At 68.8% G+C, this 25,382-nt stretch carries 19 protein-coding genes; 3 read left to right on the forward strand and 16 right to left on the reverse strand.

All coding sequences use genetic code 11. The annotated features are described in order from the left end of the window. Positions 1–12 precede the first annotated feature (12 nt). The 12 genes from HFGMBDPB_RS13255 to HFGMBDPB_RS13310 form a co-directional block, all read right to left on the reverse strand. A complete protein-coding gene (locus HFGMBDPB_RS13255; protein ID WP_212645553.1) occupies positions 13–1,413 on the reverse strand; it encodes a formimidoylglutamate deiminase in 1,401 nt (466 codons plus the stop codon). After that, positions 1,410–2,555 carry a histidinol-phosphate transaminase gene (locus tag HFGMBDPB_RS13260; RefSeq protein WP_212645554.1) on the reverse strand — a complete coding sequence of 382 codons (1,146 nt, stop codon included), beginning with the start codon at positions 2,553–2,555 and terminating at the stop codon, positions 1,410–1,412. Before HFGMBDPB_RS13260 ends, HFGMBDPB_RS13255 begins: the two co-directional genes overlap by 4 nt. Next, entirely contained in the window at positions 2,552–3,940 is a 1,389-nt protein-coding gene (locus HFGMBDPB_RS13265; protein WP_212645555.1) for an FAD-binding oxidoreductase, read from the reverse strand. Before HFGMBDPB_RS13265 ends, HFGMBDPB_RS13260 begins: the two co-directional genes overlap by 4 nt. A gap of 11 nt (positions 3,941–3,951) precedes the next feature. Next, a complete protein-coding gene (hutI, locus tag HFGMBDPB_RS13270; protein WP_212645556.1) occupies positions 3,952–5,247 on the reverse strand; it encodes an imidazolonepropionase in 1,296 nt (431 codons plus the stop codon). A gap of 29 nt (positions 5,248–5,276) precedes the next feature. Beyond that, positions 5,277–5,837, reverse strand: a complete 561-nt coding sequence (locus tag HFGMBDPB_RS13275) for a HutD/Ves family protein (protein ID WP_016447382.1) — start codon at positions 5,835–5,837, stop codon at positions 5,277–5,279. Between the two features lie 23 nt (positions 5,838–5,860). Continuing rightward, positions 5,861–7,594: a urocanate hydratase gene (gene hutU / locus HFGMBDPB_RS13280; protein WP_016447381.1), complete on the reverse strand. Its 1,734-nt coding sequence runs from the start codon at positions 7,592–7,594 to the stop codon at positions 5,861–5,863. 39 nt (positions 7,595–7,633) lie between these two features. Further along, positions 7,634–9,205 carry a histidine ammonia-lyase gene (hutH, locus tag HFGMBDPB_RS13285; RefSeq protein WP_203400229.1) on the reverse strand — a complete coding sequence of 524 codons (1,572 nt, stop codon included), beginning with the start codon at positions 9,203–9,205 and terminating at the stop codon, positions 7,634–7,636. Positions 9,206–9,318: 113 nt separating this feature from the next. After that, positions 9,319–10,089, reverse strand: coding sequence for a histidine utilization transcriptional repressor HutC (gene hutC / locus HFGMBDPB_RS13290; protein WP_026062963.1), 771 nt, complete (start codon positions 10,087–10,089; stop codon positions 9,319–9,321). A gap of 26 nt (positions 10,090–10,115) precedes the next feature. After that, the gene (locus HFGMBDPB_RS13295; protein WP_012202086.1) at positions 10,116–10,895 is read right to left on the reverse strand and encodes an ABC transporter ATP-binding protein; all 780 of its coding nucleotides are present in this window, start codon (positions 10,893–10,895) and stop codon (positions 10,116–10,118) included. Positions 10,896–11,044: 149 nt separating this feature from the next. Then, positions 11,045–11,929 carry an ABC transporter permease gene (locus HFGMBDPB_RS13300; RefSeq protein ID WP_016447378.1) on the reverse strand — a complete coding sequence of 295 codons (885 nt, stop codon included), beginning with the start codon at positions 11,927–11,929 and terminating at the stop codon, positions 11,045–11,047. Between the two features lie 18 nt (positions 11,930–11,947). Continuing rightward, entirely contained in the window at positions 11,948–12,922 is a 975-nt protein-coding gene (locus HFGMBDPB_RS13305) for an ABC transporter substrate-binding protein (RefSeq protein WP_013800043.1), read from the reverse strand. Positions 12,923–13,194: 272 nt separating this feature from the next. After that, positions 13,195–14,085 (reverse strand): LysR substrate-binding domain-containing protein, encoded by an 891-nt coding sequence (locus tag HFGMBDPB_RS13310; RefSeq protein ID WP_046240486.1) that lies wholly within the window; start codon positions 14,083–14,085, stop codon positions 13,195–13,197. Between the two features lie 94 nt (positions 14,086–14,179). Here HFGMBDPB_RS13310 and HFGMBDPB_RS13315 point away from each other — a divergent pair, with 94 nt between their 5' ends. Together HFGMBDPB_RS13315 and HFGMBDPB_RS13320 are read left to right on the forward strand one after the other, a co-directional pair. Beyond that, entirely contained in the window at positions 14,180–15,436 is a 1,257-nt protein-coding gene (locus tag HFGMBDPB_RS13315; protein ID WP_212645557.1) for a CaiB/BaiF CoA transferase family protein, read from the forward strand. A 9-nt stretch (positions 15,437–15,445) separates the two neighbouring features. Next, positions 15,446–16,591 carry an acyl-CoA dehydrogenase family protein gene (locus HFGMBDPB_RS13320; RefSeq protein WP_212645558.1) on the forward strand — a complete coding sequence of 382 codons (1,146 nt, stop codon included), beginning with the start codon at positions 15,446–15,448 and terminating at the stop codon, positions 16,589–16,591. Here HFGMBDPB_RS13320 and HFGMBDPB_RS13325 read toward each other — a convergent pair. Beyond that, complete coding sequence (locus HFGMBDPB_RS13325) at positions 16,588–18,963, reverse strand: DUF7948 domain-containing protein (protein ID WP_212645559.1); 2,376 nt, start codon at positions 18,961–18,963, stop codon at positions 16,588–16,590. The two genes, HFGMBDPB_RS13320 and HFGMBDPB_RS13325, sit on opposite strands and share 4 nt — an antisense overlap. Positions 18,964–19,424: 461 nt before the next feature. On the opposite strand from HFGMBDPB_RS13325, the gene HFGMBDPB_RS13330 reads away from it, so the two are divergent. Further along, on the forward strand, positions 19,425–21,356 hold the full coding sequence (locus HFGMBDPB_RS13330) for a RecQ family ATP-dependent DNA helicase (protein ID WP_017405658.1): 1,932 nt from the start codon (positions 19,425–19,427) through the stop codon (positions 21,354–21,356). 100 nt (positions 21,357–21,456) lie between these two features. Here the strand turns inward: HFGMBDPB_RS13330 and HFGMBDPB_RS13335 are convergent, their stop codons facing one another. The 3 genes from HFGMBDPB_RS13335 to HFGMBDPB_RS13345 form a co-directional block, all read right to left on the reverse strand. Then, positions 21,457–22,266, reverse strand: coding sequence for a DUF4198 domain-containing protein (locus HFGMBDPB_RS13335; RefSeq protein ID WP_212645560.1), 810 nt, complete (start codon positions 22,264–22,266; stop codon positions 21,457–21,459). A 6-nt stretch (positions 22,267–22,272) separates the two neighbouring features. Beyond that, positions 22,273–22,761: an EF-hand domain-containing protein gene (locus tag HFGMBDPB_RS13340; protein WP_212645561.1), complete on the reverse strand. Its 489-nt coding sequence runs from the start codon at positions 22,759–22,761 to the stop codon at positions 22,273–22,275. Positions 22,762–22,933: 172 nt separating this feature from the next. Continuing rightward, positions 22,934–25,351 carry a TonB-dependent hemoglobin/transferrin/lactoferrin family receptor gene (locus HFGMBDPB_RS13345; protein ID WP_212645562.1) on the reverse strand — a complete coding sequence of 806 codons (2,418 nt, stop codon included), beginning with the start codon at positions 25,349–25,351 and terminating at the stop codon, positions 22,934–22,936. Between the last annotated feature and the right edge of the window lie 31 nt (positions 25,352–25,382).

A 25,382-nucleotide genomic window follows, 5' to 3' on the forward strand; every position in this document is an offset into this window, starting at 1 on the left:
CATGCGGGGGCCTCAGGATTGCAGGGTGGCCGCGCGGGCCGCGACAAAGCCATGGGCTGCCGCCTCGTGCAGCGCATGCCGTCCGGCCTGCACGCGGCGCTCGCCGCCCACCCACAGGCTGTGCAGGGCGCTGCTGCGGTGGCTGCCGAAGACATGGGCCGAGACCATGGCCTGCACCGGCAGGCCGGCCAGCGCCACATGGTCTGCATCCAGCGCCAGGAAGTCGGCCTGCTGGCCCACGGCCAGCCCGGCCACGGGGCGGCCTGCGGCCTGGGCACCGCCCTGCACGGCAGCGGTCCACAGCGCGGTGCCCACCTGCGGGTCGGGGCCGGCCAGCACATTGCGCTGGCGCAGCGACAGGCGCTGGCTGTATTCGAGCATCAGCAGTTCCTCGGCCGCGTTGACGCAGGCATGGCTGTCCGAGCCCACGCCCCAGGCGCCGCCGTGGCCCAGCCATTGCGGCATGTCGAAGATGCCATCGCCCAGGTTGGCCTCGGTGGTGGGGCAGATGCCGGCCACGGCGCCGCTGCGTGCGGCGCCCGCGTATTCACCGGGCGTCATGTGGGTGGCGTGGACCAGGCACCAGCGTGCGTCCACGGGGGCATGCTCCAGCAGCCATTGCACGGGGCGCTGGCCGCTCCAGGCCAGGCAGTCGTCCACCTCCTGGGTCTGCTCGGCAATGTGGATGTGGACGGGCGCGCGCGCGTCCAGCGCCGTCAGGCCCTCCACGGCCACGCGCAGGCTGTCGGGCGGCACGGCGCGCAGCGAGTGGGGCGCCAGGCCCAGGGCCGCGCCTTGTGCGCGCGCCTCGGGCAGCAGGCGCTGCAGCAGGGCCAGCATGCTGTCAGTGCTGCGGATGAAGCGCGCCTGGTCGGCGCGCGGCGGCTTGCCGCCGAAGCCGCTGGTCTGGTAGAGCACGGGCAGCAGGGTGATGCCCATGCCGGCCTTGCGCGCGGCGCGCATCAGGGCCAGGGACAGCGTGGCGTCGTCGGCATAGGGCCGGCCATCCCGGTCGTGGTGCACGTAGTGGAATTCGCAGACCGAGGTGTAGCCGGCCTCCAGCATCTCCACGTACAGCCAGGTGGCGATGGCCTCCAGCGACTCGGGCGTGATGCGCGCGGCAAAGCGGTACATGAGATCGCGCCAGCTCCAGAAGCTGTCCTGGGCCTCGGCGCGGTATTCGGTCAGGCCCGCAAAGGCGCGCTGGAAGGCATGCGAGTGCAGGTTGGGCATGCCGGGCAGCACGGGGCCGGGCGCGCGCGGCGCGCTGCCGGGCTGTGCGTCGGCCTGTACGGCCTGCAGGCTTCCTGCGCCATCCCAGCGCAGCAGCACATTGCGCGCCCAGCCCGTGGGCAGCAGCGCGTGCTCGGCGAACAGCGTGCGGCTGTCGGGTGTCGGGTCGATGCCGCTCATTGCCCGGCCTCCAGGATGTCGGCCAGCGCGCGCACGAAGCGTTCGTTGTCGGCCTCCGTGCCCACGGAGACGCGGATGAAGTGCTCGAAGCCCGGCTCCTTCCAGGGCTTGGTGATGATGCCCCGGGCCAGCAACGCCTCGTTCACGGGGCCGTTGGGACGGCCGATGTCGATGAACAGGAAGTTGGCGGCCGAAGGCGCCATCCGAAGCGCGGGCAGTGCAGGCAGGGCGGCCAGCCGCTGCGCCAGCACATCGCGCAGGCGCACGGTCTCGGCCACGCCGCGCTGCATGAAGTCCTCATCGCCCCAGGCCGCCAGCGCCGCCGCCTGGGCGGCCTGATTGACGTTGAAGGGCGTGCGCACGCGGTCCAGCAGTTGCACCAGGGCCGCGTCGCTGGCCAGGCCGTAGCCCACGCGCAGGCCTGCCAGGCCCCAGGCCTTGGAGAAGGTGCGCAGCACGATCCAGGGCATGGCGCGGCCGCGCAGCAGGGCCAGCACGTCGGGGTAGCCGTCGGCGTGCAGGGCGTACTCGTAGTAGGCCTCGTCCACCACCAGCAGGGTCTGCGGCGGCGTGGCGTCCAGCAGGCGCGCGAAATCCCCGGCGCTGAACATGCAGCCCACGGGATTGGAGGGATTGGCCAGCATGGCGATCTTGGGACCGCGCGCCAGCGCCTGGCACCAGGCATCGACGTCGAAGTCCAGCGCGGGCGTCAGCTCCAGCAGCTCGACGCGGGCGCCCATCATGCGCGGGTAGATCTCGTGCAGGCCGAAGGCCGGGCGCTGGGTGAGCACGCGGTCGCCGGGCGAGAGAAACGCCTGGCACAGCATCTGCAGGATGTCCTCGGAGCCGTTGCCCACGGCAATGGCCTCGGCCGGCACGCCGGTGCGCGCCGCGATGGCCGCGCGCAGCGCCGTGCATTGCGCATCGGGATAGGTGCCCACATGCAGGGCCAGGTCGGCCAGGGCGCGGGCCACGGCGGGGCTGGCGCCAAAGGGGTTCTCGTTGCTCGCCAGCCGCGCGATCTCGGTGACGCCGTAGCGCGCCCGCACGGCCTCGGAGGACAGGCCTGCGTTGTAGGGCGGCAGCGGCGGCACTTCGGGGCGTGCCAGGGTGTGGATCGCGTGGAGGGCGGGAGCGTTCATAGGTCGAATACCTTGCCGGGGTTGAACAGATGCAGGGGGTCCAGCGCCTGCTTGATGGCGCGCATGACGGCCAGTTCGGCCGGGGTGCGGCTGGCGCCGAGATAGGGCTTCTTGTGCAGGCCGATGCCGTGCTCGGCCGAGACGCTGCCGCCGAACTCGCCGACCAGGTGGTACAGCGCGGCCTCGACGCCTTCGCAGTCGCCGTTGGCGGTGGCACCGTCCACCGAGACATGCAGGTTGCCGTCGCCCACATGGCCGAAGAACAGCGTGTGGTGGCCGGGCCAGCGCGCGTCGAACGCGGCGCGGCAGGCATCGGCAAAGCGGCCGATGTCGGCCTGGGGCAGGCTGACGTCGAAGTTGACGGGCGGATGCATGTTCGTGTTGAGCTCGGCCGGCGCCTCGCGCAGCTTCCACAGCTGGCGCGCCTGGGCCACGGACTGGGCGATGACGGCATCGGCCACCTCGCCGGCCTCCATGGCCTCGCCCAGGGCCTCTTCCACGTCGGCGCGCAGCGTGGCCTCGTCCTTGCCGTCCACATCGATCAGGGCCAGCAGCGCATGCGCCTGGCCAAAGGGCGGCTGCAGCTTCTGCCAGCGGATGGAGGCCTGGATGAAGCTGTCCCACATCAGCTCGAAGGCCGCCACGCCGTTGCCAAAGCGCGATTGCATGCGCGCGAGCACGGACAGCGCCGCATCGAAGTCCGGCACGGCCACCAGGGCCGTGGCGCGGGCCTGGGGCGCGGGGCGCAGGCGCAGCAGCACGCGCGTGACGATGCCCAGCGTGCCCTCCGAGCCGATGAAGAACTGCTTGAGGTCGTAGCCCGTGTTGTTCTTGAGCATGGGGCGCAGCATGGGCAGCACCGTGCCGTCGGCCAGCACCACCTCCAGGCCCAGCACCTGCTCGCGCATCATGCCGTGCTGCAGCACGCCGTTGCCGCCCGCATTGGTGGCCACGTTGCCGCCGATCTGGCAGCTGCCGCGCGCGCCCAGGTCCACGCCGAAGACCATGCCTGCGGCCACGGCCGCCTCCTGCACGGCCTGCAGCGTGGCGCCGGCCTGCACGGTCATCAGCGCGGTGCGCGCGTTCACGTCCTCGATGGCATTCATGCGCTCCATGGAGACGGCCACGGCACCCGCCACGGGCACGGCCGCACCGGCCAGGCCCGTGAGCCCGCCCTGGGGCACGACAGGCACGCGGTGGGCCGTGCACAGGCGCATGAGCGCGCTGACCTCGTCGGTGCTGCGCGGGCGCACCAGGGCCAGCGGGCGCTGGGGCGGCGTGCCGCTCCAGTCGGTGTGGTAGCGCTCGGGCACATCGTCGCCGCGCTGCGCCACTTCGGCGCCCAGGGTGGAAATCAATTCATCGAGAAACAGTGCATGGGGCATGGGACAGGCTTTCAGTGGCTCCCCTGCCCGCGGGTCCGCACGATGCGGCCCTGGCGCACGATGGTGCAGTCAGGCTTGCTGCCGAACCAGTAGGCCAGCTCGGCCGCATGGCGCACGGGCCAGAGCACGAAGTGGGCGGGACGGCCGGCCGCGATCAGGCCATGCTCGTCCTGCAGGCCCAGGGCGCGCGCGGCATGGCGGGTGATGCCCGCCAGGGCCTCGGGCACGGTGAGCCGGAACAGGGTGCAGGCCATGTTGGCCATGAGCAAAAGGCTCAGGCAGGGGGAGGTGCCCGGATTGTGATCGGTAGAGACGGCCATGGGAACGCCCGCGGCGCGCAGGCCCGCGATGGGCGGCATGTGGGTGTCACGCAGCGTGTAGTAGGCGCCGGGCAGCAGCACGGCCACGGAACCCGCGTCGCGCATGGCGGCAATGCCGGATTCGGACAGGTGCTCGATGTGGTCGCACGACAGCGCGCCATAGCGGGCCGCGAGGGCCGCCCCCTCCATGTTCGACAGCTGCTCGGCATGCAGCTTGACGGGCAGGCCCAGGCGGCGTGCGGCCTGGAAGACCTGCTCGGTCTCGGCCAACGAGAAGGCGATGCGCTCGCAGAACACATCGACCGCATCGACCAGGCCCTCGGCCGCCAGCGCGGGCAGCATGGTGCCGGCGACGAGGTCGATGTAGTCCTGGCTGCGCCCTGCGTACTCGGGCGGCAGCGCATGCGCGCCCAGGAAGGTGGTGCGCACGGTCACGCCCAGGGCCTGGCCCAGGCGCCGGGCCACGCGCAGCTGCTTGCGCTCGTGCTCCAGCGCCAGGCCGTAGCCCGACTTGATCTCGATGGCGCAGACGCCCTCGTCCAGCAGCTGCTGCAGGCGCGGCAGGGCCTGGGCGAACAGCTCGTCCTCGCTGGCCTCGCGCGTGGCACGCACGCTGGAGACGATGCCGCCGCCGGCGCGTGCCACTTCCTCGTAGCTGGCGCCGTCCAGGCGCATGGCGAATTCGTTGGCGCGCTCGCCGCCATAGACCAGGTGGGTGTGGCAATCGACCAGGCCCGGCGTGGCCAGCATGCCCTGGCCGTCATGGCGCGGCAGGGACGCATATGCGGGCGGCAGGGCCTGCTGCGGCCCCACCCAGGCCACGCGGCCCTGCTGCACCACGATGCAGGCATCCTCCCCGTCACCCACGGCCTGGCCAGCCTCGAACATGTCAGGCGCCAGGCGCAGGTTCTGCCAGCAGCCGTCGGCCGAGGAGGATGGAGCGAGTGCGGAAGCAGGTGCAGAAGCGGGTGCGTGGGGCTCGGTCATGGGGGGGATTCCTTGGATGTCGTGGGTCGTCAGCAGGCTTGCAGCAGCACCTGCACCAGCCGCGCGTCGTCGGTCTGCGGCACCAGCTGCTGCGGGTCGGGCTGCGGCGCGCTCCACCACATGCCCTGGCCGGGGATGAGCGCAGCGCCATCCGCCTGCCAGTCGCCCTGCAGCACCATGCACAGGCCGGCGTCGGCGCGGCCGGCGTCGGCAGCGCTGTCCAGCACCTGGACCTGCGCGCGCCACCGGCCGCGCCGCGCCATCACGTTGAAGTCGGTGGAAGTGCCGCCCAGCAGCGAGCAGCCCAGCGCCACATCGCCGGAGAAGGCAAACGGCTGCCAGCGCGCGTCCAGCACATGGTCGATGCCTTCGCCGCGCAGGTGCACGCCGTCGCCATCGAGCAGCATGATCTGCCGGTCCACGCCCGCAAAGGCCGAGAACGGGCCGGGCTGGTCAATGGTGGCCACGCTGATGCGCCAGCCAAAGGCCTCCATGCCGGCCCCGGGCGGCCAGCAGGCGATCTCGCGCGTGCTGCCGCCCCCGTTCTTCCAGGGGCTGGCGGCGATCTGGTTCAGGTCGAAACGCTGCATGGCCGTGGTGTCCTGCAAGCGGCTCACTTGACCATGGGCAGGTTCAGCTGATGGCGCTTGGCGGCCGCCACGGCAATGTCGTAGCCCGCATCCGCATGGCGCATCACGCCGGTGGCCGGATCGTTCCAGAGCACGCGGCCCAGGCGGGCGGCGGCCTCGTCCGTGCCATCGGCCACGATGACCACGCCCGCATGCTGGGAGTAGCCCATGCCCACGCCGCCGCCGTGGTGCAGGCTGACCCAGGTGGCGCCGCCTGCGGTGTTGAGCAGGGCGTTGAGCAGCGGCCAGTCGCTGACGGCGTCCGTGCCGTCCTTCATGGATTCGGTCTCGCGGTTGGGGCTGGCCACCGAGCCGCAGTCCAGGTGGTCGCGGCCGATCACGATGGGGGCCTTGAGTTCGCCGTTCTTCACCATCTCGTTGAAGGCCAGGGCCGCCTTGTGGCGCTCGCCCAGTCCCAGCCAGCAGATGCGCGCGGGCAGGCCCTGGAAGCTGATGCGCTCGCGCGCCATGTCCAGCCAGCGGTGGGTGTGCTTGTTGTCGGGGAACAGTTCCTTGATCTTGGCGTCGGTCTTGTAGATGTCCTCGGGGTCGCCGGACAGGGCCACCCAGCGGAACGGGCCCTTGCCCTCGCAAAACAGCGGCCGGATGTAGGCGGGCACGAAGCCGGGGAAGTCGAAGGCGTTCTTCACGCCCTGGTCCAGGGCCACCTGGCGGATGTTGTTGCCGTAGTCCACCGTGGGAATGCCCATGGCCTGGAAGTCCAGCATGGCCTGCACATGCTGGGCGCAGCCCTGGGCGGCGGCGGCCTTGAGCTGGGCATGGCGCGACGGGTCGGCCGCGGCGGCACGCCACTCGTCCACGGTCCAGCCCACGGGCAGGTAGCCGTTGATCAGGTCATGGGCCGAGGTCTGGTCAGTCACGATGTCGGGGCGGGCGCCGCCGGCCTTTGCGCGGCGCACCAGCTCGGGCAGGATTTCGGCGGCATTGCCCAGCAGGCCGATGGAGATGGCCTCGCCCGCAGCCGTGTGCTGGGCGATGAGCTCCAGCGCGTGGTCGATGTCGCGCGCCTGCTTGTCCAGGTAGCGCGTGCGCAGGCGGAAGTCGATGCTGCTTTGCTGGCATTCGATGGCCAGCACGCAGGCGCCGGCCAGCACGCCGGCCAGGGGCTGGGCACCGCCCATGCCGCCCAGGCCCGCCGTGAGGATCCACTTGCCCGTGAGGTCGTTGTTGTAGTGCTGGCGGCCGGCCTCGACGAAGGTCTCGAACGTGCCCTGCACGATGCCCTGGGCGCCGATGTAGATCCAGCTGCCGGCCGTCATCTGGCCGTACATGAACAGGCCCTTCTGGTCCAGCTCGTTGAAGTGCTCCCAGTTGGCCCACTGGGGCACGAGGTTGGAGTTGGCCAGCAGCACGCGCGGTGCGTTCTCGTGCGTCTTGAACACGCCCACGGGCTTGCCCGACTGGATCAGCAGCGACTCGTCGGCCTCCAGCTTTTTCAGCGACTCCAGGATCTGGTCATAGCACTCCCAGTTGCGCGCCGCGCGGCCGATGCCGCCGTAGACCACCAGGGCCTTGGGGTTCTCGGCCACGTCGGGGTCCAGGTTGTTCTGCAGCATGCGGTAGGCGGCCTCGGCCAGCCAGTTCTTGCAGTGCAGTTCGCTGCCGCGCGGGGCGCGGATGACGCGGCTGGCGTCATAGCGGGGATTGGTGGCAGCCGTGGCAGCGTTGGCGTTGAGGATGGCGTCGTTGGCGTTCATGGCGATCTCCTGGGTGCGGGGGGTGAGCGGTTGCGGGGTTCAGGCAGCCTGGTGGCTGGGCAGGTGGCGGACGATGGCCTGGGGCCAGTCCGTGGCAAGCGCCCACTGGCGCATGGTTTCGATGTCGGGTGCCAGGTAGCGGTCACGGTCGAGATGGGGAACCTGGCTGCGGATCAGCGCGTACTGCGCCTCGATCAGCTCGGAGCTGCTCAGGCTGCGGTCGAAGTCCATGCCCTGGGCGGCGGCCATGGCCTCCACGCCCACGATGACGGCGGTGTTGCGCGCCATCTCGCCCAGGCGCCGCGCGCCGTAGGTGGCCATGGAGACATGGTCTTCCTGGTTGGCCGAGGTGGGCAGGCTGGTGACGCTGCTGGGATGGGCCAGGCACTGGTTCTCGGCAGCCAGGGCGGCGGCCGTGACCTGGGCGATCATGAAGCCCGAGTTCACGCCGCTGTCGGCAATCAGGAAGGCCGGCAGGCCCGACAGGCCGGTGTCCAGCAGCAGGGCCATGCGGCGCTCGGAGATGGCGCCGATCTCGGCCAGGGCCAGGGCGATGATGTCGGCCGCGAAGGCCACGGGCTCGGCATGGAAGTTGCCGCCCGAGATCACGTCGCCGTTGTCGAAGACCAGCGGGTTGTCCGAGGCGGCGTTGGCCTCGATCACCAGCACGCGGGCCGCATGGCTGAGGTTGTCCAGGCAGGCGCCCATGACCTGGGGCACGCAGCGGATGGAGTACGGGTCCTGCACGCGGCCGCAGTGGGGGTGGGAGGTGTCGATGGCGCTGCCGTCCAGCAGTTCGCGCACGGCGGCGGCCACGGCGATCTGGCCAAGCTGGCCGCGCGCCTCGTGGATGCGGGCGTCGAACGGCTTGACCGAGCCCTTGATGGCCTCCAGCGTCAGGCAGCCCGCCACCAGGCCGGCGGCGAACACGCTCTCGCCCTGGAACAGGCCCACCAGGGCCAGGGCCGTGGATACCTGGGTGCCGTTGAGCAGGGCCAGCCCTTCCTTGGGGCCGAGCACGAAGGGCTCCAGGCCCACGTGGCGCATGGCCTCGGCGCCGGACACCACCTGTCCATCGATCTTGGCCTGGCCTTCGCCGATCAGCACGCAGGCCAGGTGCGACAGCGGCGCCAGGTCGCCGGAGGCGCCCACCGAGCCCTTGGCGGGGATCACGGGCAGCACGTCGGCGTTGGCCAGGGCCAGCAGCGCATCGACCAGCTCGGGGCGCACGCCCGAGTGGCCGCGCGCCAGGCTCACGGCCTTGGTGGCCAGCACCAGGCGCACCACGGCGTCGGGCAGCGGCTCGCCCGTGCCCACGCTGTGCGACAGCACCAGGTTGCGCTGCAGTTCGGCCAGGCGGTCATGGGCGATCTTGGTGGAGGCCAGCTTGCCGAAGCCGGTGTTGATGCCATAGACGACCTGGTCCTCATCCACGATGTGCTGCACATGGGCCTGGGCGGCGCGCATGCGCTCGTAGGCGGGCGCCGCCATGGACAGGCGCACGCCGCCCTGCTGTATGGCCCGCAGCTGGGCCAGGCTGACCTGGCCGGGCTGCAGCGTCAGCGCGGTGCCGGGACGGGAGGTGAGGCCGGGAGTCGTGATGGTGTTCATGGTGATGCCCTGTCGGTGTCTGGAAGGATGTGCCAGGATGGATGTCTATGCCTGTCTATACAATATCAATCGAAGCGGAACAGCGCAAGAGCGGGAGCCCCGCCTTTCCGGCCTCAGCCGTCGTGCGATCCGCCGTCGGTGCGAAAGCGGCTGCCCAGCCGGTAGCGCATGCCCGGATGCACGCAGTGCACCCAGGTCACGGGCGTGCCCAGGTACCAGGTGCGGCGCGTCAGCGTCAGGCAGGGCTGGTCGGTCTCCATTTGCAGCCAGCGCGCCTGCTCGGGCGTGGGCAGCATGGCGTCCACCACATGCTCGATCTGGTCGAAGGGCACGTTGCGCACCAGGTACACCGAAGGCTGGATCAGCGAGAAGTCCTGCTCCATGAAGTCCGGCGCCATGCGCGGGTTCACATGGCGGTCTTCCAGCTGCACGGGCACGTCGTTCTCGAAATGCACGCCCTGCAGGTGGAACACCGAGCTGCCCGCAGACAGCTGCAGCGAAGCCGCCGCCTCGGGCGAGGCCGACTCGCGGCGCACGCTGATCAGCTCGAAGCGGTGGTCATGGCCGCGCTGGCGGATTTCCTCGGCGATGTTGGCGATGCGCAGCAGCGTGGACTGCGGCTTTTCCTCGGCCACGAACGAGCCCACGCCGGCCACCCGCACGATCACGCCCTGCTCGGCCAGCTCGCGCAGCGCGCGGTTGGCCGTCATGCGGGCCACGCCGAACTCCTGCACCAGCTCCTGCTCGGACGGCACGCGCTCGCCGGCCGACAGCGAGCCATCGGCGATCTTGCGCATCACATGGTCCTTGACCTGCTGGTACAGGGCCATGGGCACCTCCGCCGTCGTTGCGGAAAGACGAGAAGCCGTGGAGCGGGAAGACATGGTGTGGGCAGTGGTCATGAAAAGCGTCAGTGTGCAGCAGCAGCCAGCGACTCTGCGCGAATCTCTTCGGTCAGCCGGGCTTTCAGCTCCATGAACTCGGGCGATGTCTTGACCGTGTAGTGGCGCGGATGCGGCAGGTTCACGGGGATGTCGGCCTTGATGCGGCCCGGGCGCGCGCTGAACACGGCCACGCGGTTGGCCATGAAGATGGCCTCGTCGATGTCGTGGGTGACGAACATCACGGTCTTGCGCTCGGCCTCCCAGATGCCCAGCAGCAGCTCCTGCATGAGCACGCGGGTCTGGTTGTCGAGTGCGCCGAAGGGCTCGTCCATGAGCAGGATCTTGGGATCGTTGGCCAGCGCGCGCGCAATGGCCGTGCGCTGCTGCATGCCGCCCGACAGCTGCTTGGGAAAGTGGTTCTCGAAGCCGCGCAGCCCCACCTTGGCGATGAAGTAGTCGCTGCGCTCCTTTTGCAGCGCCTCGCTCACGCCCTTCTCGCGCAGGCCGAAGCGGATGTTCTGGGCCACCGTCAGCCACGGGAACAGCGTGTAGCTCTGGAACACCATGCCCCGGTCGGCGCCCGGCCCGTCCACGGCGCGGCCGTCCAGCAGCACCTGGCCCGTGGTCGGGAAATCCAGCCCCGCCGCAATGCGCAGCATGGTGGACTTGCCGCAGCCCGAGGGGCCGAGGATGGTGACGAAGTCGTTCTCGCGGACCTCGAAATCCACAGGCAGCAAGGCCTGCGTGCTCGTGCCCTTGTGGCTGGTGAAGGTGCGCGAAACACCTTGAATGGACAAAAGATTCATCACGATTCTCCAGGGCGCTTGTCAATATTCACGGCGGCTGCAACCGGCGCGACTCACCTCAGAGACACCGAGGAAGGGCCGCCCCGCACCGAGGGTGTCGTCCCCCTTCAAGGGGGAAGCGGCGCAGCCGCTCAGGGGGTAGATCCTTTTCACAGGGTGCTCCACTCGAACATGCGACGGTTCAGCGATTTGAAGATGAAATCGGACACCAGGCCGATGAGGCCGATCACGATGATGCCGAAGATGATCTGGCCCGTGTTCAGCAGCGCCTGGCTGTCGGTGATCATGTGGCCGATGCCCGAGGACGAGCCGATCAGCTCGGCCACGATCACATAGGTCCAGGCCCAGCCCAGCACCAGGCGCAGCGTCTCGGCAATGCCGGGCGCGGCGCCCGGAATCAGCACGCGGCGCACCACGCCGGTGTTGGAGGCGCCCAGCGTGTAGGCGGCCTCCACCAGGTCCTTGCGCGCGCCGCCCACGGTGACGGCCACCATCAGCGTGATCTGGAACACCGAGCCGATGAAGATGACCAGCAGCTTCTGCGTCTCGCCCACGCCGGCCCACAGGATCAGCAGCGGGATGAAGGCCGAGGCCGGCAGGTAGCGGCAGAACGACACGAAGGGCTCGAAGAAGGCCTCGACCGGCTTCCAGGCGCCCATGGCGATGCCCAGCGGCACGGCCACGACCGAGGCCAGGATGAAGCCGCCCATCACGCGCCAGACCGTCATGCCGATGTCGTGCAGGAAGCCGTACTCGGTGAACAGCAGCACGCCCTCGCGCGCCATGGTCATGGGGCTGGCCAGGAAGGTCGGGGAGACGAAGCCGCCCAGCGTCACAGCCGCCCAGACGAGAAAGAACAGCACGAAGAAGGCCACACCCAGCACCCACTTGGCCGTGGGGCTGACGGGCTCCAGCGGCGCCATGCGGCGGCGGCGGACGGGGGCTGGCGCCGCGGCGGGCGCGGGAGCGTGCGGTGTGGCGTGGGTCATGGGCTTGTTAGCCGGCTGGACTGCGGAAGTGGATGCGGCTTGCATGGTCATCCCCTGGCGGGCTTACTGGATGAAGCTGGCGTCGTACATCACGCCATAGTTCTCGGGGATGGAGCGGATGATGCCGGCCTCCTTGAGGATCACGGCCGATTCCTTCATGAACGGCACCAGCTCGTTGGCGAAGAATTTCTGGTTGGCTTCCTTGTCGGACCACTTGAGGTAGGAGGCCGACTTGCCGAACTGCTCGCCGCTTTGCTTGACGGCCGTGCCCATGATCTCGAAGGACTTGGTCTTGTCGGCCTCGATCATGGCCACCGCATCGAAATACGACTGGGCCAGGGCCTTGGCGGCGGCGGCGTTGGCCTTGAGCCACTTGGGATCGCAGCCCACGGTGTCCATGACCATGGGGTAGTCGATGGTGGTGGCCAGGATCTTGCCCGCCGCCGGGTTGGCGCGGATGGTGGACAGGTAGGGCTCGTAGCTCATGGCCGCATCGTTCTGGCCGGCCACGAAGGCCTGGGCCGCGGGCTGGGGCTCCAGCGAGACGGTCTTCACATCCTTCATGGTCATGCCGTTCTTGTGCAGCATCCAGGCCAGGCCGAAGTACGGCGCCGTGCCCGGCGCGCTCACGGCCACGGTCTTGCCCTTGAGGTCGGCAAAGCCCTTGACGTCATTGCGCACGGCGATGCCGTCGGCGCCATAGGACTTGTCCATCTGGAAGATCTGCACGATGGGCACGCCGTTGGTGTTCCAGGCCACATGCGTCTCGATGGTGGTGGCCGCGCACTGGATGGCGCCAGAGGCCAGGGCCAGGTGGCGGTCCTTCTGCGGAATCATCTTCAGGTCCACCGCCAGGCCGTTCTTCTTGAAGATGCCGGCCTTGTCGGCCAGGGTCAGCGGCGCGAAGCCGGTCCAGCCCGACATGCCCAGGGTGATCTTGGTCTCCTGCGCGGCAGCGGGCTGCAGTGCGGCGGCAAGGCAGAGGGCGGCGGCCAGCGGCCCCAGGGGCAGGCGGCGGAACGTGGGGATCGAACTCATGTGGCACTCCTCGGTCGGGAAAGCAAGTTGGCAATGGCAGTTTCGGGGTCCGCGGGCAGACCGGTGCGGAAGCCCGAAGTGTGTTTTTGCCGACCAAACATGTATATACAGGATTACCCGGCAAACCTGGCAAGGGCGGAAACCTGCATCCATCTGCGGTCAACACAGAGAGCGAGAGCAAGCACCGTGCCAACCCATCTTGTCCATACAAGCTGGGGAAAGTCCCTGGTCGCGATTCACCACCGTGGTGCAGGCCACCGCACGGCGCGCCGCTACGGTGCAATCACAGCCCGCGCCACCTTCAAAAAAGGTGCAATCAGCGGCGAGGCATTGCCCGCCGGCACAGCCAGCACCACGGGCTGGGGGGCCACGCGGCCCCGGATGCGGCGGCAGGCCAGGCGCTGGCCATCGTGGGCGCGGTCCACCACCGGTCGCGTGGTCAGCACGCTCAGGCCGTGGCCATTGGCCACCATGGAACGCAGCATCTCGATGGAGGCGAACTCATGAGCCACCAGCGGCGTCACGCCGGCCTCGCGGAACAGCGACAGGAAATACTCGCGGCTGTGCGGCAGGTTGATCAGCACCAGCGGGTGGGCCGCCACTTCGGCCAGGCTCACGCTGGTCCTGGCCGCCAGCGCATGGCGATGCGGCAGCAGCACATAGGGCGGCAACGCCGCCACGGGCAGCAGCTCCATGCGGGGACGCGCCAGGCCCGTGTTGTACTGCAGGGCCGCATCGAGCTCGCCGCGCTCCACCTGCTGCGTGAGCGAGGCGATATCGCCCTCCACCAGCTCCAGTGCAATGCCGGGATGGCGGCGCTGCATCTGCGCCAGCAGCGCCGGCACCCAGCGCGCGCCCAGCGTGCTCAGAAAGCCCAGGCGCAGCACGCCCGCCACCGCCGCCGTGCGCGGCCCCTGCAGGCTGCGTGCGCCGTCCAGCAGCGCCTGGGCATCGCGGCTGCGCACCGCGCCGGCCGCCGTGAGATCCAGCCCCCTGGCATGGCGGCGCACGAACAGCGCCTCGCCCCACTGCGCCTCCAGGTCGGCAATCGCCTTGGAGATGGACGGCTGGGACACGCCGATGGCTTCTGCCGCGCGCGCCGCACTGCCATGGCGTGCAGCGGCCACGAAGTACTCAAGCTGCCGGAGGCTGATATGGATCATCTTTTTGAATGCATTGCATCAGGATTGAATATTTTCCATTGATTCAATTGCGGGCCAGCATGCAGCCATCCACCACCTGTCCATGGCTGCATCAATGACCGAATCCGCCTCGCCCCCCGCCCCTGCCAGTATCGCCCGCCCGCTGGACGGCGTGCGCATCCTCGACTTCACGCGCGTGCTGGCCGGGCCGCTGTCCACGGCCCTGCTGGCCGACCTGGGCGCCGAGGTCGTCAAGATCGAGCCGCCGCAGGGCGACGACTACCGCGCCATCGGCCCCATGAACAACGGCGAAAGCGCGCTGTTCACGGTGATGAACCGCAACAAGCAAAGCCTGGTGCTGGACCTCAAGCATCCCGAGGCCGTGGCCCTGGTCCGCGAGATGGCCGCCCAGGCCGACGTGGTGGTGGAGAACTTCCGGCCCGGCGTGGCCGAGCGCCTGGGCATAGGCGCAAGCCAGTTGCGGGCGCTCAATCCGCGCCTGGTCTATGTCAGCGTCTCGGGCTTCGGCCAGACCGGGCCGCTGGCCCACCGGCCGGCCTACGACATCATCGTGCAGGCCATGAGCGGCCTCATGGAGGCCACGGGCGAGCCCGATGGCGCGCCCACCGTGGTGGGCGAGGCCGTCAGCGACGTGGTGGCCGGCCTGTTCGCCTCCTGGGCCACGCTGGCCGCGCTGCTGCAGGCCCGCGCCACCGGGCAGGGCCAGCAGGTGGACGTGGCCATGTTCGACACCACGCTGAGTTTTCTGGCCACCTCGGTGGCGCGCTACCTGTTCACGGGCCGGCCCGCGCGCCGCGTGGGCAACCGCCATCCGCTGTCGGCCCCCTTCGGCGTGTACCGCGCAGGCGATGGCCACTTCGCGCTGGCCGTGCTCAACAACAAGCTGTTCGCTGCCGCCCTGCAGGCCATGGAGCTGGGCAGCCTGGCCGGCGACCCGCGCTTTGCCAGCGACGAATCACGCTCGGCCCACGAACCCGCGCTGCGCGAGGCCATCGAGGCCTGGGCCGGCCGGCATGAAGTGGCGCAGGTGGTGGCCGCGCTGGATGCAGCGGGCGTGCCCGCCGCGCCCATCTGGAACATTGCCCAGGCGCTGGAGTCGCCCCAGAGCCAGGCGCGCGGCCTGCTCGGCGCGGTGCAGGACGAGCGCCTGCCCGGCCTGCGCCTGCCCACCCAGCCCGTGCATTTCAGCGGCGCCGCACCCAACCGCGCCGAGCGCGCACCGGCCCTGGGCGAACACACCGACGCCCTGCTCTCGCAGTGGCTGGGCCGGGGCACCGAAGCGATTGCCGCGCTGCGCGCATCCGGTGCCCTGGGCACCGCAGGCGCAGCCCCCTCTTCCCCATCACATTGAGCAACCGACATGAACTTCCAACGACTGGGCACCACCGCCGACGACCACGCCATTGCCGATGCCGTGGCCCGCTTTGCCGACGACGCACTCGCCCCGCTGGCGCAGCGCATGGACGAAGAGGCGCTGTCCGCCACCTGCCATGTGCCGGGCCTGTCGGCCCTGGGCGTGATGGGCATGAACCTGCCCGAGGCCCTGGGCGGCCCCGGCGTCACGCCCACGGCCATGCTGCTGTCCCTGGTGGCCATCTCGCGCGCCTGCGCGGCCACCTCGTCCATGATCGGCGCCCACTACCTGGGCACGGACGCCGTGCTCATCGGCGGCGACGACGCACAGCGCCAGCAGTGGCTGCCGCGCTGCGCCAGCGGCCAATGGCTGGCGGCCTTTGCGCTGACCGAGCCGCGCGGCGGATCCCACCCGGCCGACATGCGCACGCGCGCCGTGCGCGATGGGGACGACTATCTGATCACGGGCGTCAAGCACTTCATCTCCAACGCCGCCGAGGCGCGCTTCATGGTGGTCTTCGCCAAGACCGACATGGAGGCCGGTGCACGCGGCGTCAGCGCCTTCATCGTGCCGCGTGACCTGCCCGGCATCCAGATCTCGGCCCCCGAAAAACTCATGGGCATCCGCGGCGGCCATGCCTTCGAGGTCTCGCTGGACGGCGTGCGCGTGCCTGCCAGCCACCGGCTGGGCGCCGAGGGCACGGGCTTCAAGACGGCGATGAAGGTGCTGGACAACAGCCGCCTGGACGTGGCGGCCACCGCCCTGGGCGTGGCCGAGGCCGCCCTGGCCGCCGCCGCGCAATGGGCCAGTCAGCGCCTGGTCGGCGGCGAGCCGCTGGCCACGAAACAGGGCATCCAGTGGAAGCTGGCCGACATGAAGCTGCGCCTGGAGGCATCGTGGGCACTGACCATGCAGGCCCTGGCCTTGCGCCAGGCAGGCCAGCCCTTCACCCAGCACTCGGCCATGGCCAAGCTGCATGCCTCGGAAATGGTGGGCTTCGTCACCGACGAGGCCCTGCAGATCCACGGCGGCTACGGCTACACGCGCGAAATGCCGCTGGAGCGCCTGGTGCGCGATGCGCGCATCCTGCGCATCTACGAAGGCTCGTCCGAAGTGCAGCGCAGCATCATTGCGCGCGGGGTGCTGGGCTAGCGGACGATGCGGATATCGCGAACCACGTCACCCGCAGCCAGCCAGCCGATGCCGCCATCGCCAGGCTGGCTGGCGACCACCGCGCAGGTACCCACGCCCAAAATGGTGACCTTGCCCACCCGACCGTCGGGGATGGCGCAGACATTCTTCGATGCCGGCAGCACCCCGTAGTGAACCGGCAATTCCGAACTGGCCACGGCCGGGGGATGCACATCAAAGCTGCCCTGGTCGAAGCGCTGCTTGCCCTGCTGGGGAAACGCGATCTTTTGCGTGGAAGTGGCTCGCAGGTCGCCCGCGATGCGGGAGACGAAGCCGTCTTGCCCGCCGCCCATAGTGCCTGTGGCGCCGGGAATGTCGGTCCGTGTGGTTCCACCCACCACGACACGGCCCATGGAGTCAATGGCCATTGCGTCGATGAGCTCGTTTCCTCGCCCCAGATAGGTGCTGCGCCTGACGGTCAGATCCCCCCGTGTTGGCAGCGAAAAGCGCGCAACAAAGCCGGTAGCGCCCCGATCCGAACGCGACGGTTGCAAGCCCATATCGGCACCTTCAAGGTACCCTGGGTTTGAATTGGGGTACCTTTCTGCCCAGCCCGTAACCACAATATCGTCGGGGTCATCATCCGTATCACCTGCCGCAATGACCAGTGCGCGAGAGATTGTTTTGCCTGGACTTGCCAGAAAAATGCTGTTGGGCGCCGCTGTGAGACTGCCCGGTAAACGCGATACAACGACTTCCATATGCCCTTGAACATAAATTTCATGGTCGTGCTGGACACCGCTGGCGCGACCCGGAAAATTGGGAGAGTTGGTTGTCGAGCTCACCACTATGTCGCCCGTGCGCGCATTGATGGCCAATGCACCAACCCAAGAACGGCTTCCCTCACCTCCTCCAAGATAGGTGCTTTGCACTATGCCCAAATCACTCGACAGGCGCGATATAAAGCCAGCCACGGTTTGGTCGCCAAGTCGCTCCTGTTGCCCGCCCTGTGTCAAAGGGAAGTCGCTGGAGTTCGTGCTCCCCGCCACGAGCAACTCCCCCTTGCCCGCACGGCTGGTATCCAAGGCAATCGCCGTAACTCTGTCGTCTCCCTCTCCTCCGAGGTAGATACTGCGCTGCAGTACCAGATCGCCAGACAAGCGCGCGACAAAGCCATCCCCCCACCGACCACCACCGAAGCTGGATCCGCTCACAGTCAGGGGAAAATCCGTGGAGTTCGTCTCCCCGGCAACCACCACGTCACCGTTGTCCGTAATCACCAGAGTCTTGATATTTTCATCACCCGATCCCCCCAGATAGATGCTCCTGGACGTCGCAAGATCGCCTGACAAGCGCGTCACGAAGGCGTTCTCCCCCGGCGGCGCGCTGCCCGCAGCGCCATGGAAGTCGGTGGAGTCTGTAACTCCCGCCACGAGGACATCTCCCGTCTTTGGATCAATGGCCAGCGCGTTGATGAGGTCCAGGGCATTGCCGCCCAGGTAAATGCTTTGCCTGATCGTCTTCAAGTCCGCCGACAGGCGAGACACGAAACCATCTTCATCTCCAAAACGCCCTCCACCTGCCACACCAGGAAAGCTGTACGACTTGGTCCACCCTGCCACGAGCACATCCCCCGTCTGCGGATCAATGGCCAGTGCATGGATGCCATCCCACCCATTGCCCCCCACATACGTACTGCGCAACAAGGGATCAATCACCAGCGGCAGCGATGCGTCATAGGCCCCCAGTGCAAAGCCGTAGCCATCGCCAGCCGCGTTGAGCGCATAGCGCACCGGCACATCGACACGCCCCTGTTGCGTCTGCTGGAAGGCCACGGGCGCCGTATAGGCCACGTCGCCATGCCCGGTTGCAGCGATCAGCTCACCCTCCTCGCCCAGGCGCAGGGACAGCGCGCCACCGAGCTGCACCTGGATCTGCGCGGCATCGGCATGGGGCGCCACATGAAAGAGTTTCTCCACATTGCTGCCACGCGCTGCCAGCTCCACGTTGACGCCGGGCCATGCCTGGCCCAGTTGCACGTTGTGGTAGGTGGCGGCGTGGTAGCTGCGCGGGCCGGTGAAGTGGCGTACCTGTACCTGGGCGGCCTCCCCGCCCTGCGGCGCCAGCGGCTGCGCGCCGACCAGGGTTTCCGTCAGCCGCCAGCCGGGCTGGCGGGTAAGCTCGGCATCACGAGCCGGACCCGGACGCGCCCGGTCTGCACTGCCGTTCACGGGACCGGGCAGGCTGTAGACGATCTGGCCCTGCTGCGTCACAAAGACGGCCCCGGCGAAGGTCCTGGCCCTGAAGGCGACGGCCGGGTCGAACTGGCCGCCGTTGGCTTCGAAGGGCACGGCCAGACCCTGCAGGGCCTGGCTGACCTGCTGCATGGGCATGGGCACCGATGGCTCAGACACTGCCGCAGCCACCGCTCCCTGCCCGGTCCAGGTGAGCAACAGCCCAAGCCCTGCGGCCCATGGACCGTGAGCCCGCTTGCGCACTGATCGCACTGATTGATGTCGCTTCCACATATCCAGCCTCCCGTTTCGTTGCGAAAAAATGCAGCTTATGGAGTTTGTTTTTGGCTGGAAATCCGGCGACCACGCCGTCCTATCTCCTAGGAATAGTCTGTTGGACGCCGTTGAAAACCGTGCTACACAAGTCGCCTGTGAGCAGGAAATGCGCAGGGAGAATGGGCTGCCAGGCCTTCCCGAAACCCCATGACCCTCGCAGCCCTTGCCGGGGGAGCACAATTGCGGGTTCCGGCCCTTGTGGCCGGAACCGTTTTTTGGGCGCTTGCCCTGCATTCCCGCTTCGCCAACTCGCGGCACCGCCGCCCCTTCTCCGAAAGCCTCCGTTGTCCGCCGCGCATTCCGTCCTGCAAGCCGTGTTCGGCTACGAACAATTCCGCGGTCCGCAGGAGGCCATCGTCTCGCACGTGGTCGCCGGCGGCGATGCGCTGGTGCTCATGCCCACGGGCGGCGGCAAGAGCCTGTGCTACCAGGTGCCGGCCATCGTGCGCCAGCAGCAGGGCCACGGCGTGGCGGTGGTGGTGTCGCCGCTGATCGCGCTCATGCACGACCAGGTCGGCGCGCTGCACGAGGCCGGTGTGAGCGCCGCCTACCTGAACTCCACGCTGTCCTATGACGAGACGCAGGAAGTCGAATGGCGCCTGCAAAGCGGCGACATCACCTTGCTGTATGCCGCGCCCGAGCGCCTGAACACGCCGCGCTTCCTGGGCCTGCTCGACGACCTGCATGCCCAGGGCAAGCTGTCGCTGTTCGCCATCGACGAGGCGCACTGCGTGAGCCAGTGGGGCCATGACTTCCGGCCCGAGTACCGCGCGCTGAGCGTGCTGCACGAACGCTATGCGGGCGTGCCGCGCATTGCGCTCACGGCCACGGCCGATGCGCTGACGCGCGCCGACATCGTCGAGCGGCTGCAGCTGGAGAGCGCACGGCATTTCGTCAGCAGCTTCGACCGCCCCAACATCCGCTACCGCATCGCCGAGAAGAAGGACGTCAGCAACCAGCTGCTGCGCTTCATCGAGCGCGAGCACGAGGGCGAGGCCGGCGTGGTCTATTGCCAGTCGCGCAAGCGCGTGGAGGAGCTGGCCCAGACGCTGAGCCAGGCCGGCGTGCCCGCCCTGCCCTACCACGCGGGCCTGCCCTTCGAGACGCGCCAGCTGCACCAGGACCGCTTCCTGCGCGAGGACGGCATCGTCATCGTCGCCACCATCGCCTTCGGCATGGGCATCAACAAGCCCGATGTGCGCTTCGTGGCGCACGTGGACATGCCCAAGAACATCGAGGGCTACTACCAGGAAACCGGCCGCGCAGGCCGCGACGGGCTGCCCGCCGACGCCTGGATGGCCTACGGCCTGTCCGACGTGGTCAACCAGCGCCGCATGATCGACGAAAGCCCGGCCGAGGACACCTTCAAGCAGGTCATGCGCGGCAAGCTCGATGCCCTGCTGGGCCTGGCCGAGGCCACGGACTGCCGCCGCGTGCGGCTGCTGGCCTACTTCGGCGAGCAGTACGGCCTGGGCGCACCGGGAGAAGACGCAGAGACGGACATTGAAGGCCGGCCGCTGCAGCGCGTGGCAAAGACCGCCTGCGGCAACTGCGACAACTGCCTGGAGCCCCCGGCCCTGTGGGATGGAACGGACGCCGCGCGCAAGCTGCTGTCCACCATCTACCGCGTGCACGAGGCCAGCCAGCTGACCTTTGGCGCGGGCCACATCATGGACGTGCTGCGCGGCAAGGACACCGAGAAGGTGCGCCAGTACGGGCACGAGAAGATCTCCACCTTCGGCCTGGGCAAGGACTACAGCGAGCCCCAGCTGCGCGGCGTGATGCGCCAGCTGCTGGCCACCGGCGCCCTGGGCCTGCACAAGATCACCAGCGAGAACAGCGGCCACAGCTTCGACACCCTGTGCCTGGCCGAAGGCTCGCGCGAAGTGCTGCGCGGCAATGTCCAGGTGCAGCTGCGCGAGGCCGTCGCAGCGCCGCGCACGCGCACCTCCAAGCGCGCCACCCAGCCCAACGCGGCCGCCGCCAGCCTGGGGCCTGATGCCCAGGTGCGCTTCATCAACCTCAAGGCCTGGCGCGCCGAAGTCGCGCGCGAGCACAACCTGCCGGCCTATGTGATCTTCCACGACGCCACGCTGGCCGCCATTGCCGAGCGCAACCCGGCCTCGCTGGACGACCTGCAGGGCATCAGCGGCATGGGCGCCAAGAAGCTGGACGCCTATGGCGCCGAGGTGCTGCGGGTGGTGGCCACGGGCTGAGGCGCATAGCCCTCATGCACATCGCATGGGGCAGGGCTTCACCATGAGAAAAGGCCTGCACCTCCATGGCGTCAGGCCTTTTTCGTGAAACCGGAACCCCTTACTGCGCCAGCACCCTGAAGGTCAGCGTGTAGTTGTTGCCGTACTGCGGCGCGGCGGCGCCGGCGGGGGCGTCGGCGCGGTAGCGCACCAGGGCCAGGTAGATGCCTGACTTGGGCAGGGCGTAGGAGATGCGGCCCTCGCCATCGGTGGTCAGCGCGTCCACGCTGTGCTGGCTGGCCAGGTCCATGGCCGAGCGGAAGATTTCCACCTTCTGCGCGGCCAGCGGCTTGCCGTCGTATTGCACGGTGAAGTCGAACTTCTCGCCCGCGAACAGGTCGGCCGGATGCGTGACGGGCACGATCTCCAGGCCCTTGCCTGAGGGCGCGAGCGCGGCCCGGCTGGGCTTGCCCACCGTGATGTAGGTCTCGGAGACCGACAGCGACTGGTAGTGGCTCAGCAGCCTGGCATCGGCCGGCGTGGGCGTGGCGGGATCACGCGCCGTCTCGACCTTGCCGTTGCGCTCCCACGAACGGAAGACGGCGCCCAGGCGCGGGCCGGTGCTCACGCGGTAGGTGCCCTTCTCGTCGGGCAGTTGGTGCTCGGCCACGGTGCGGGTCTTGAACTGGCGCACATCGGCCACGGGCGTGACCGAGCCGTCGGGCGCCGTCACGGTGAAGCGCGTTTCGCCAAAAGCCACTTCGGGGATGAAGAACTTGTCGGCGAAGCTGGCGTCCACGCTGATGACGGCCCGGGGCTGGGCCTCGAAGCTGGTGGGCAGCAGGTAGGGCGTGTGGGCCTGGGCGGAGATGCACACGGCCGACAGCAGCGGCAGCCACCAGGCCAATCGCTTGGATGGTGTTCCAGCCATGTCCGCTCAGGGCTTCTTGACGTCGTTCTTGTCCACGACGCCGTCGGCATTGACGTCGGCTTCCTTGAAGCTGCGATCGGCGATGGCCATGTCTTCTTCCACGGTGTATTTGCCGTCGCGGTTCCTGTCCACGATGCCGAAGCGCACATGGGCCTGCTTCATGGACTGGGCATAGCGCTCGTCGGGCTGGCGGCCCGCGTACTGCTGCTTGAGGCGGGCCTCGAACTCGTCCACGTACTCCTTCTCGCTGAGCCAGCCGTCGCCATTGGTGTCGCCGGCCAGGAAGCGCTGCTTGCGCACGGTGTCGTACTCCTGGCGCGTGACCACGCCATCACGGTTGGCGTCGTAGCTGCCCATGAAGGCAGACTGGCCATGCCCGCCCGCAGGCTGGGCCGGGCCGCTGGCGGGCGGTGCCGTGGGCGATGCGCAGGCGGTGAGCAGGGCTGCCAGGCCGGCAGCGGCCAGCATGCGGTGGGACAGAGAGAACTCGATCATGAAACGACTCCTGAAGTAGGCAGATACAGCGGCGGCTGCGATGGTGGTGGAGGCTTTCCGGCCGACACCGCCGCTGTAGGGAAGGCCGGCCGGCCCCTGGAGAAACTCCTCGGATCCGCGCCACGCGGCAAGTGAAGGTGGCGTGGATGCAATGGCATGGTGCGCAGGGTGCTCAGAACGCAACGTTCATGGACACGGCGAAGGTGCGGCCCGGGTTGCTCAGCAGCTCGATGTCGCGGCGGTCGCGCGCCACGCCGGGCTGCAGGCTGCGGGTGCTGGAATAGTCCCAGTAGCGCTTGTCGCCCAGGTTGTAGATGCCTGCGTTCAGGCGCACGTTCTTTGCGACCTGCCAGTAGCCGGCCAGGTCGAAGATGGCATAGCCGGGCACGCGGAACAGCTCGGTGGTCGAGTCGGTCAGGCCGGTGCCCGCGTTCAGGTAGCTGTCGCGGTTGGTGGCCACGGCCTGCTTGCCCGCGACGAAGGTGCCGGTCAGGTTCAGGCCCCATTGCCGGGCCGGTGCGTCATAGCCCACGCCCACGATGGCCTTGCGCGGCAGCACGCTGTCCAGCGGCACATCCTTGTCGCCTGCGTAGTAGGACTTGGAGGTGCCGCGGCTGATGCCCAGCGCCCAGGTGGAGTACAGGCCCCTGGCGGCGGGCATCCACTGGCCGTGGTCCAGGCGCGCGCTGGCCTCGAAGCCGTAGATCTTTGCGCTGTCGCGGTTCTCGGCCTGGTAGATGGTGCCGATGTGGGCGGGCACGTTGACGAACAGGTCGGGACGGCCCGCGCGCAGGTAGCGCGTGTAGGCGATGAAGTCGGAGTACCTGGTATAGAAGACCGAGCTGTTGAAGGTCACGCCCGGCGTGGGCGAACCCTTGAGGCCGAAGTCGAAGGCATTGCTGCTTTCCTCCTTCAGGTTGGGGTTGCCGACCAGGGCGTACTGGCCTGCCGCGTTGTAGTTGCTGGCCATGTTCCACGAGCCGAAGATCTCGCCGGCCGAGGGCTCTCGCCCGCTGCGCTTGAACTGGGCATAGGCGCTGAACGTGGGCGTGAGGTCATAGACCAGGGCGAGGCTGGGGCTGAGGATGGTGTTGCCGCGCGTGCCGCCGTAAATCTTTTCCACATCGGCGGCCGTGAGCACGCCCGAGACGAAGTTGTCCAGGTCGCGTGTCTTGATCTCCACGCGGTCCACGCGCAGCGCGGGAATCAGCGCCAGGCGGCGGCCGCCGGCCTGGAAGCTGATCTCGTCCTGCAGGAAGGCGCCGTAGCGGCGGGTGGTGGTGTCGGGCTGGGGCTTCATAACGGGCGTGCCGGTAGCGAAAACGTTCCACGGCCGCTCCGTGTCCTGTGTCGATGCATTGACGCCAAAGCTCAGGCGGTGGCGGTCGATGCGCTTGTCGCCCGTGCTCGAGAAACCCCAGGTGCGCGTCTCATTGCCGGAGACGTTGTGCACCTTGGCGCCCGTGGCCAGCGTGGTGGTGTCGGTGACGTCGTTGGTGTCCGTGTTCTGGAAGTACAGCCGCGTGTCCAGCTGGTCCACCCAGGCGCCGGCCGGTGTCCACAGGTGCTGCAGCTGCAGCGTGTTGCGGCTGGTGTCGCTGTTCTGGCGCGAGCTTTCGGTGATGCTGGTGTTGGTGGTGTCCCAGCCGTGGAAGGAGGTGTCGTTCTTGCGGCGATACAGGTCGGCCGACAGCACCAGGCGGTGGGCCGGGTTGATGCGCAGGCCGCCCTTGAGCAGCAGGGCGTTGGAGTTCCAGTCGTCGGGATAGCTGTTGACGATGGCGCTGTGGTTGCGCGTCTCGTGGCCGTCGCGGCGCGAGTAGGCGATCAGGCCGTCGAGGTCGCCCGAGCGGCCAGCGGCCGTGAAGCTCTCGTTCCAGGAGCGGTCGGCCGTGTCGTGGCCGATCTTGCCGCCCAGGTAGGAGGTCTTGCCGCCCACCAGGTAGTCCTCGGCAGACTTGGTGCGAAAGCCCACCGAGCCGCCGATGCCACCGGCCGCGCGCCGCGCCGTGGTGGTGCCGGAGAGGATGTCCACGGCCGAGAACATCTCGGGGTCGATGAAGTCGCGGCCCACGCCGAAGGTGTTGGCGCCGACACGGCTCACATAGGGGCGCGTGGTGGCGTCGGGCATCTCGACGCCGTCCACATCCATGCCGATGCGGTTGCCCTCGATGCCGCGGATGTTGTAGCCCGTGGTGCCCGAGCGGTCGAAGCTGCTGCGGTTGCGGCTGGTGCCCGAGGCCGTGCCCGGCGCGGAGACCAGGGGCTGGTAGCGCACCACGTCGGCCATGCTGCCGGCCTGCTCCAGCGCCGGGCCGCTGACGGTGGTGGAGGCGCCCGGGGTTCGCTGCGCGGGCTCGGCCGTGTCGACCACGTCGACCTGGGCCAGTGCCTTGGTGGGTGCCTGCGCCATCAGCCGGGCCTCATCGTCCAGGGCCTGAGGCCGGGGCTGGGCCCAGGCGCCGGACGTGGCCAGGCCGATCACGGCGGCCTGCACGGCCACGGCCAGCAGGCTGGGCCGCAAGGCCGGCGCAGCGCAGGGATTCCAGAAAAGGGAGACAGGGGCGCAGGAGCGTGAAGATGGAGCCATGGCAGGAATCGGGGAACGAGGGTTGCTGGCT

Source organism: Delftia sp. PE138 (assembly GCF_018320755.1).
GTDB lineage: Bacteria > Pseudomonadota > Gammaproteobacteria > Burkholderiales > Burkholderiaceae_C > Comamonas > Comamonas tsuruhatensis.

What these genes read in the sequence shown, in the direction of transcription:
- HFGMBDPB_RS13305 (WP_013800043.1), bottom strand. Translation starts at nt 12,922, where the DNA reads ATGAGTTCGATCCCCACGTTCCGCCGCCTGCCCCTGGGGCCGCTGGCC.
- HFGMBDPB_RS13275 (WP_016447382.1), bottom strand. Translation starts at nt 5,837, where the DNA reads ATGCAGCGTTTCGACCTGAACCAGATCGCCGCCAGCCCCTGGAAGAAC.
- hutU (WP_016447381.1), bottom strand. Translation starts at nt 7,594, where the DNA reads ATGAACGCCAACGACGCCATCCTCAACGCCAACGCTGCCACGGCTGCC.
- HFGMBDPB_RS13310 (WP_046240486.1), bottom strand. Translation starts at nt 14,085, where the DNA reads ATGATCCATATCAGCCTCCGGCAGCTTGAGTACTTCGTGGCCGCTGCA.
- hutC (WP_026062963.1), bottom strand. Translation starts at nt 10,089, where the DNA reads ATGTCTTCCCGCTCCACGGCTTCTCGTCTTTCCGCAACGACGGCGGAG.
- hutI (WP_212645556.1), bottom strand. Translation starts at nt 5,247, where the DNA reads ATGACCGAGCCCCACGCACCCGCTTCTGCACCTGCTTCCGCACTCGCT.
- hutH (WP_203400229.1), bottom strand. Translation starts at nt 9,205, where the DNA reads ATGAACACCATCACGACTCCCGGCCTCACCTCCCGTCCCGGCACCGCG.
- HFGMBDPB_RS13255 (WP_212645553.1), bottom strand. Translation starts at nt 1,413, where the DNA reads ATGAGCGGCATCGACCCGACACCCGACAGCCGCACGCTGTTCGCCGAG.
- HFGMBDPB_RS13320 (WP_212645558.1), top strand. Translation starts at nt 15,446, where the DNA reads ATGAACTTCCAACGACTGGGCACCACCGCCGACGACCACGCCATTGCC.
- HFGMBDPB_RS13345 (WP_212645562.1), bottom strand. Translation starts at nt 25,351, where the DNA reads ATGGCTCCATCTTCACGCTCCTGCGCCCCTGTCTCCCTTTTCTGGAAT.
- HFGMBDPB_RS13260 (WP_212645554.1), bottom strand. Translation starts at nt 2,555, where the DNA reads ATGAACGCTCCCGCCCTCCACGCGATCCACACCCTGGCACGCCCCGAA.
- HFGMBDPB_RS13325 (WP_212645559.1), bottom strand. Translation starts at nt 18,963, where the DNA reads ATGCCCATGCAGCAGGTCAGCCAGGCCCTGCAGGGTCTGGCCGTGCCC.
- HFGMBDPB_RS13340 (WP_212645561.1), bottom strand. Translation starts at nt 22,761, where the DNA reads ATGATCGAGTTCTCTCTGTCCCACCGCATGCTGGCCGCTGCCGGCCTG.
- HFGMBDPB_RS13265 (WP_212645555.1), bottom strand. Translation starts at nt 3,940, where the DNA reads ATGCCCCATGCACTGTTTCTCGATGAATTGATTTCCACCCTGGGCGCC.
- HFGMBDPB_RS13300 (WP_016447378.1), bottom strand. Translation starts at nt 11,929, where the DNA reads ATGCAAGCCGCATCCACTTCCGCAGTCCAGCCGGCTAACAAGCCCATG.
- HFGMBDPB_RS13295 (WP_012202086.1), bottom strand. Translation starts at nt 10,895, where the DNA reads ATGAATCTTTTGTCCATTCAAGGTGTTTCGCGCACCTTCACCAGCCAC.
- HFGMBDPB_RS13335 (WP_212645560.1), bottom strand. Translation starts at nt 22,266, where the DNA reads ATGGCTGGAACACCATCCAAGCGATTGGCCTGGTGGCTGCCGCTGCTG.
- HFGMBDPB_RS13315 (WP_212645557.1), top strand. Translation starts at nt 14,180, where the DNA reads ATGACCGAATCCGCCTCGCCCCCCGCCCCTGCCAGTATCGCCCGCCCG.